This is a genomic window from Kineococcus halophytocola (assembly GCF_041276425.1).
Taxonomy (GTDB): Bacteria; Actinomycetota; Actinomycetes; order Actinomycetales; family Kineococcaceae; genus Kineococcus; species Kineococcus halophytocola.
In genome coordinates this window covers 1-6,794 of record NZ_JBGFTU010000043.1, presented here as the reverse complement: position 1 = coordinate 6,794, position 6,794 = coordinate 1, and the positions used below count along the sequence as shown (strand labels likewise).

Annotated in this window: 5 protein-coding genes; 2 read left to right on the top strand and 3 right to left on the bottom strand. The window is 74.2% G+C overall.

The window, feature by feature from the left end; translation table 11 throughout:
• Positions 1–97 precede the first annotated feature (97 nt).
• Both AB2L27_RS19955 and mnmA read left to right on the top strand, forming a co-directional pair.
• Complete coding sequence (locus AB2L27_RS19955; RefSeq protein ID WP_370443243.1) at positions 98–1,327, top strand: cysteine desulfurase family protein; 1,230 nt, start codon at positions 98–100, stop codon at positions 1,325–1,327.
• A complete protein-coding gene (gene mnmA / locus AB2L27_RS19950) occupies positions 1,327–2,451 on the top strand; it encodes a tRNA 2-thiouridine(34) synthase MnmA (protein WP_370443242.1) in 1,125 nt (374 codons plus the stop codon). Before AB2L27_RS19955 ends, mnmA begins: the two co-directional genes overlap by 1 nt.
• Here the strand turns inward: mnmA and AB2L27_RS19945 are convergent.
• From AB2L27_RS19945 to AB2L27_RS19935, 3 genes are all read right to left on the bottom strand, one after another.
• Positions 2,352–4,304, bottom strand: a complete 1,953-nt coding sequence (locus tag AB2L27_RS19945) for a putative bifunctional diguanylate cyclase/phosphodiesterase (RefSeq protein ID WP_370443241.1) — start codon at positions 4,302–4,304, stop codon at positions 2,352–2,354. The genes mnmA and AB2L27_RS19945 overlap by 100 nt on opposite strands.
• Positions 4,305–4,352: 48 nt before the next feature.
• Complete coding sequence (locus tag AB2L27_RS19940) at positions 4,353–5,585, bottom strand: HNH endonuclease signature motif containing protein (protein ID WP_370443240.1); 1,233 nt, start codon at positions 5,583–5,585, stop codon at positions 4,353–4,355.
• A gap of 479 nt (positions 5,586–6,064) precedes the next feature.
• Complete coding sequence (locus tag AB2L27_RS19935) at positions 6,065–6,694, bottom strand: TSUP family transporter (protein WP_370443239.1); 630 nt, start codon at positions 6,692–6,694, stop codon at positions 6,065–6,067.
• Positions 6,695–6,794 lie beyond the last annotated feature (100 nt).

The window sequence follows — 6,794 nt, the reverse complement described above, 5'->3', positions numbered from 1 at the left end:
CGGGGGCCCGGGGGCGGTGGGGGTGGAGGGGGGGGGTGGGGTCGGGGGGATCGGGACGGGCACCGGCGCAGTCTGTCAGTTCCTTACACTCGGTGCCGTGACGGCGCAGCACCGGGCCTACCTGGACCACGCCTCGACGACCGCCCTGCGGCCCGAGGCCCTGCAGGCGTACGTGGCCGAGACCGCGCGGGGGGCGGGCAACCCCTCGTCCCTGCACTCGGCCGGCCGCCGGGCCCGGGTGGCGGTGGAGGAGAGCCGCGAGGCGCTCGCGGACCTGCTGGGCGCCCGCCCGGGGGAGGTCGTGTGGACCTCCGGGGGCACCGAGAGCGACAACCTGGCCCTGACCGGGCTCTACCGCGCGCGCCGGGACGCCGACCCCCGGCGCCGCCGCATCGTCCTGGCCGCGACCGAGCACCACGCCGTCCTGGACTGCGTGGAGTGGCTGCAGGCGCGCGAGGACGCCGTCGTGAGCTGGGTCGGGGTCGACGCGACGGGCCGGGTGGACCCCGCCGAGCTGGCCGCGGTCCTCGCCGACGGCACCGACGTCGCCCTCGTCTCGCTCATGTGGGCCAACAACGAGGTCGGCACCGTCCAGCCCGTCGCGGCCGCCGCCGAGCGCGCCCACGCGGTCGGGGTGCCGCTGCACACCGACGCCGTCCAGGCCGTCGGGCACCTGCCCGTCGACTTCACCGCCTCCGGCGCGGACCTGCTGTCGCTGTCGGCGCACAAGTTCGGCGGCCCGGTCGGCACCGGCGCGCTGCTGGTCCGGCGGGGGACGACGCTCGTACCGCTGCAGCAGGGCGGCGGGCAGGAGCTGGGCGTGCGCTCGGGCACCCTCGACGCCCCCGGGGTGCGCGCCACCGCCGCCGCCCTGCGCGCGGCCGTCGCGGCGCTGCCGGGCGAGGCGCCGCGCCTGGCGGCCCTGCGCGACCGCCTGCTGGCCGGGGTGTCGCAGGTGCCCGGCGCCGTCGTGCGGGGCGCCGAGCCGGGCCCGGGACGGCTGCCGGGCAACGCCCACGTCACCGTCGAGGGCTGCGAGGGCGACTCCCTGACCTACCTGCTGGACGCGGCCGGGGTCGAGTGCTCGACGGGCTCGGCCTGCCAGGCCGGGGTCCCGCAGCCCAGCCACGTCCTGCTGGCGATGGGCCTGACGCCGGTGCAGGCGGCGGGGGCGCTGCGGTTCTCCCTGGGGTGGACGTCCACCGAGGCCGACGTCGACGCGGCGGTGGCCGCCCTGGCCCCGGCCGTGGAGCGGGCGCGGCGGGCCAGCGGGTCCCGCGCGGGCCGTGCCCACCGGCGCCGGCCGGTCCTGGCGGGGGGTTCCTGATGCGCGTCCTGGCTGCGATGAGCGGGGGCGTGGACTCGGCCGTGGCCGCGGCGCGGGCCGTCGAGGCCGGTCACGACGTCGTCGGCGTCCACATGGCCCTCAACCGCGACCCCGGGACGCTGCGGACGGGCTCGCGGGGGTGCTGCACGATCGAGGACTCCCTCGACGCCCGGCGCGCGGCGGACCTGCTGGGCATCCCGTTCTACGTGTGGGACCTGTCGGAGGACTTCGTCGAGGACGTCGTGGAGGACTTCGTCGCCGAGTACGCCGCGGGCCGCACCCCGAACCCGTGCGTGCGCTGCAACGAGCGCATCAAGTTCGCCGCGCTGCTGGACAAGGGCATCGCCCTGGGCTTCGACGCCGTCGCCACCGGCCACTACGCCCAGGTGCGCACCGGCCCGGACGGCACCGCCGAACTGCACCGCGCCGCCGACGAGGCCAAGGACCAGTCCTACGTCCTGGCCGTCCTCGACGCCGACCAGGTCGCGCACGCGATGTTCCCCCTCGGGGACGCCCCGACGAAGGCGGAGGTCCGCGCGGAGGCGCACCGCCGCGGGCTGCCGGTGGCGGACAAGCCCGACAGCCACGACATCTGCTTCATCCCCGACGGCGACACCCGCGGATTCCTGGCCGACAAGCTGGGGGAGGTGCCCGGCGAGGTCGTCGACGAGTCCGGTGAGGTCCTCGGCGCCCACACCGGCACGTACGGGTTCACCGTGGGCCAGCGCAAGGGCCTGGGGATCTCCCGGCCCGCCCCCGACGGCCGTCCCCGGTACGTGCTGAGCATCGAACCGGTCCGCCGCACGGTCACCGTGGGCCCGGCCGAGCGGCTGGCCGTGACGGGGATGCACGCCGTGGACCCCGTCTGGACCTGCCCCCCGCCCTCGGGGCCGGTGGAGGTGCACGTGCAGGTGCGCGCCCACGGCGAGGCCGTGCCGGCCGTCGTCGAACCCGCGGGGGAGGGGATCTCGGTGACGTTGCGGACACCCCTGACCGGCGTCGCCCCCGGTCAGACGGTCGCGCTCTACCGGGGGACGAGGGTGCTGGGCTCGGCGACCATCGCGGGGACCTCGGCGGGGACGGCTGCGCAGACCTCGACGGGGAGTTCCGCCGAGACCTCCTGAGCCGGTTGCGGCCTGGCGTAGAGGTACCCCTGGGCGTAGGTGCAGCTCAGCTCGCGCAGCACCTCGGCCTGCTGCTCGGTCTCCACGCCCTCGGCGACGACGTCGAGCCCGAGGCTGCGGGCCAGTTCGATGATGGAGGCGACGAGCAGGGTCGCCGATCCGCCCGAGGCGAGGTCGCTGACGAACGACCGGTCGATCTTGACGGTGTCCACCGGCAGCCGGCGCAGGTACGACAGGCTGGAGTAGCCCGTGCCGAAGTCGTCGATGGCGATGAGGACGCCGGCCGCGCGCAGCTGCGCCAGGCGGGCCGACACGGCGTCGAGGTCGCTGACCAGCACGCTCTCGGTGACCTCCAGCGTCAGCTGGTGCGGACGCAGGCCGCTGTCGCGCAACGCCTCGCGCACCACGGTGAGGATGTCGTCGTCGGCGAGCTGGACGGGCGACAGGTTCACGGCCACCCCCACGGGGTACCCGCGTTCGGCCGTCCAGGCCGCGGCCTGGCGCGTCGCCGTGCGCAGGACCCAGGCGCCGATGGGGAGGATCTGCCCGCTCGCCTCGGCCAGCGGGACGAAGTCGAGGGGGGAGACCGTGCCGCGCTCGGGGTGGCGCCAGCGCAGCAGTGCCTCGTACCCCTTGGCCCGCGCGGCCTGCCCGCCCGAGGTGGAACCCTCGGCGTGGCGCCGGTAGTCGACGGTCGCCTGGTAGAAGACCTCGAACTGCCCCTCCGCCAGCGCCCGGCCGAGGTCGTCGCGCAGGGCCGCCTTGTCCTGGGCGGCGGCGGACATCCCCTCGGTGTAGGCGACGAGGCGGTTCTTGCCGCTGGACTTGGCCCAGTACATCGCCAGGTCGGCGTTGCGCAGGAGTTCGGCGGCCGAGTCCAGGTCGCTGCGCTGCCGGCACAGGGTGGAGGTGTCGGCGGTGCCGAGGCTGGCGTGGACGTGCACCTGCTGACCGTCGAGCAGGACGGGCTGGGTCAGGCCGGTCAGGAACCGCTCGCCGACGCGGCGCGCAGCCGCCTCGCCGCCGCGGATGACGACGGCGAACTCGTCCCCGCCGAGGCGGGCGAGCAGGTCACCGCCGCGCACGCACGCGCGCAGCCGTTGCGTGACGGCGAGGAGCAGCTGGTCCCCGGCGGCGTGCCCGCGGGAGTCGTTGACGTCCTTGAAGTCGTCGAGGTCGACGAACAGGACGCCGACGTCCTCGCGCCGGGACACGGCGCGGGTGAGGAACTCCTGCAGGAAGGTGCGGTTGGCCAGGCCCGTCAGCGGGTCGCGCAACCCCTGCTGCTCGTTGAGGCGCCAGGAGGCGAGGTGGGTGACGCTGGCGGCCAGGACGAACGCCGCGTGGACGGCCATCCACCGCCACGGGTGCTCCATCGCCGAGTGGTGGCTGTAGACGAACCGGGGTGCCAGCGTGCCGAGCAGCCCGTGGTGGACGACGACGATGCCCAGCCCGATCGAGAAGGGCACCCAGTCCTGGTAGAGCGCCACCAGGCCGATCATCACGAAGAAGTGGAAGTGCGCCTCGGTCTGCCCGTCCCAGAACTGCACGAGGACGGTGGAGGCGGTGAACAGGCTCGCCGAGGACCCCGCCGACCGCAGCTTGCGGGAGTACCCGGTGGGCAGCGCCACGGCCAGGGGCGCCACGACGAGGAGCGCACCGGCGAGCACCGTCCCCGGCGAGTCGCCCTGGAACGCCCCGAAGACCAGCAGGCCCAGGGCCTGCAGCGCCGCGACGCGCACGATCGCGCGGTGGCGTCGGTGCCACACCTCGTCGGGCAGCAACCGGCCCTGGGGCAGCAGCGTGACCAGCGCGCCGGTGGTTCGACGCAGCAGTTGTCCGATGGTGCTCACGGGTTTGCCTCGACCGGTCACCGTCCCGACTGCAGTCGGTTCGCCCGATCAGCCGATGACGCTGCCGGCGGTACGTTCGGGTGGGGCGTCGCGGTGCAGGGCGTGGGTAAGGTTCCGGGCCGCCTGGAGGAGTCCGGGGTGGTCGTTCCGCGTCCACGGCCCCGGTGCGGTGAGCCCGCCCGGGTCGCGGTGCAGGGTGCGGGTCTCGGGGAGGCCGTCCTCGGCGAACCTGGCTTCCAGCCGCCCCGAGTGCAGGGACCGGTGGTGCCGTCCGCAGAGCAGGACGAGGTTGTCCACGCTGGTGGGCCCGCCGTCGGCCCAGTGGACGACGTGGTGGTGGTGGCAGGCCCAGGCCGGTGCCCCGCACCCCGGTGCGGTGCACCCGCGGTCGCGTTCGGCGACGAGGAGGCGTTGGGCGGTGCTGGCGTGCCGGTCCAGGGTGTGCAGGGAGCGGGGCCGGCCCAGGCGGTCCATCACCGCCACGGACAGGTCGGCGTCGCAGGTGGTGGCGAGGACCGTGGCGCGGCCGACGGGCCCGTGCCCGTCCGCCGTGACGGTGGTGGTGTCCACGGTGCCGTCCTGGCCCAGGGTGGCGCGCAGGACCACGGTGGCCTTGTGCGCGACGACGGGGTCGACCGCGCTGGCGGGGTGGTGGGCGCCGGTGGTCAGGAGGTCGAGGAGTCCGTCGTGGCGGCGCTGGGTGGTGGAACGGGTGTCCGGTGCTGCCCCGTCGTCACCGTTCGGCTCCGGCCGTGAGGCGGTGTCGACGGCGGCGCGGACGATGACGGCGGCGTGCTCGTCGAGGTCGACGGTCATGCGCAGCATCCCGTACCGGCGGGTGAAGGTGAGGGCGCGGCGGCTGGTGGAGTCCGGTTCGAGGTCGCGTGCGTGCCGGTCGGCCCGGTCGGGGTCCACCGTGGTGAGCACGTCGTCGATGAGCTGGCGGGTCGTCCCGAGGGGCCGGGTGCCGGTGGTGTGGGCGAAGAACGCGTCGAGCAGGTCCGCGCGGCGCTGCCGGGTCCGCACCACCTCGCCGGCCTCGGTGCGGACCTGCAGGGTGACGGAGCCGCGGCGCAGCGGGGTGGGGATCGAGGCCAGGGCGGAGACCGCGGCGTGGACGTGGGCCAGGGTGGTGGCCCCGGCGGAGAGCTGCCCGCCGAGGCGGGCCAGGGATCCGCGGTCGCCGTGCAGGCCGCCGACCCGCCCGTCCCAGGGGACGTCGGGGTCGGTGTGACCGGCCGCGGCCACGTCGCGGCGGGCCTGGGTGCGGGCCAGGTTCACCGGCGACGTGGCGAGGAGGTCGGTGACGGTGCCGTCGGTGGTGGTCCAGCGCCCGGCGGAGGAGGCGCAGCTTGGCCGCGTCCAGGCGGTTGCCGAGGGAGTACGCGGTCCGCACCGCACCCTCGACGGCGTCGCGGTCGAGGGTTCCCAACGGTGCCGACAGGAGGTCGTCCAGCGCGGTGGCCAGGCGCGTCAAGGCGTCCTGGGTGGCGTGCTGGGCGGCGTCGATCACGTGTTCGATATTACTCGAACAGCACCCGTTCGGCGAGTGTTATGTCTCAGGACATCGGTGACAGTTCTGCATCAGAACATCGGTGACACCCCCAACGGTCTCGGTGGTGACACTTCCTCGGCTCTTGACCGTCAGCTGCTTACCTATACCGCTTGGACTTCGCGAGCACGACCGGCGCGCGATCATGCAGGTGTCCGTCATGCCGTGAAGCTTGGGTTCCTGGACGACACTGTCAGGACTGCCGCTTTCACGCCCCCAACAGGAACAGGATCGCGGCGGCCACCAGACCGATCTCGATAAGGACCACGAAGACGCGTTCGCTGATGCGCCCAACGATCCGCTTACCCATCCACGCCCCCAGCAGCGTCGCCGGGGTCAAGGCCACGCCGTAGGCCAGCACCGCCGGCGTCAGCAGGTCCCCGGCCCCGTAAGCGGCCAGCTTGGTCAGGTGGAGGGTCAGCGCACCGGCAGCTTCGGTGCCCACGTACGCTGCCCGCGTCAACCCGTAGGCCAGGAAGAACGGGGCGGTCAGCGGACCGACCGACCCCAGCAACGCCGACCCCACCCCCGATCCTGCGCCGATGAGGATGAAAGACCGGTCAGCAGGCGGGCGCGGGTGCGGACGCATCCTTCGCCACAGCACCATCGCCAGCAGGAAGACGCCCAGCAGTCGCTGCAGCGCCTCCAGTGGTGCTCGGGCCAGCAGCAGCCCGCCGGCCAGCGCCAGCGGCACTGCCCCGACGGCGAACCAGCCGATGAGCGCCCAGCGCAGTTGCCGGCGGTTCAGCCACACCCGCGAGCCGTTGCTGGCCAGCTGGGCCAGCGTCAGCATCGGTACCGCCGCCTTGATGTGGACCGTTCCCGATTCGGTGGACACTCGGATTGGCTGCCTGACCTGAAAGTAGGCGGTAGCAATGGGCTCGACCCGACGACACTTCACCGATGAGTACAAGATCCAGGCGGTAGCCTGCGTCCTG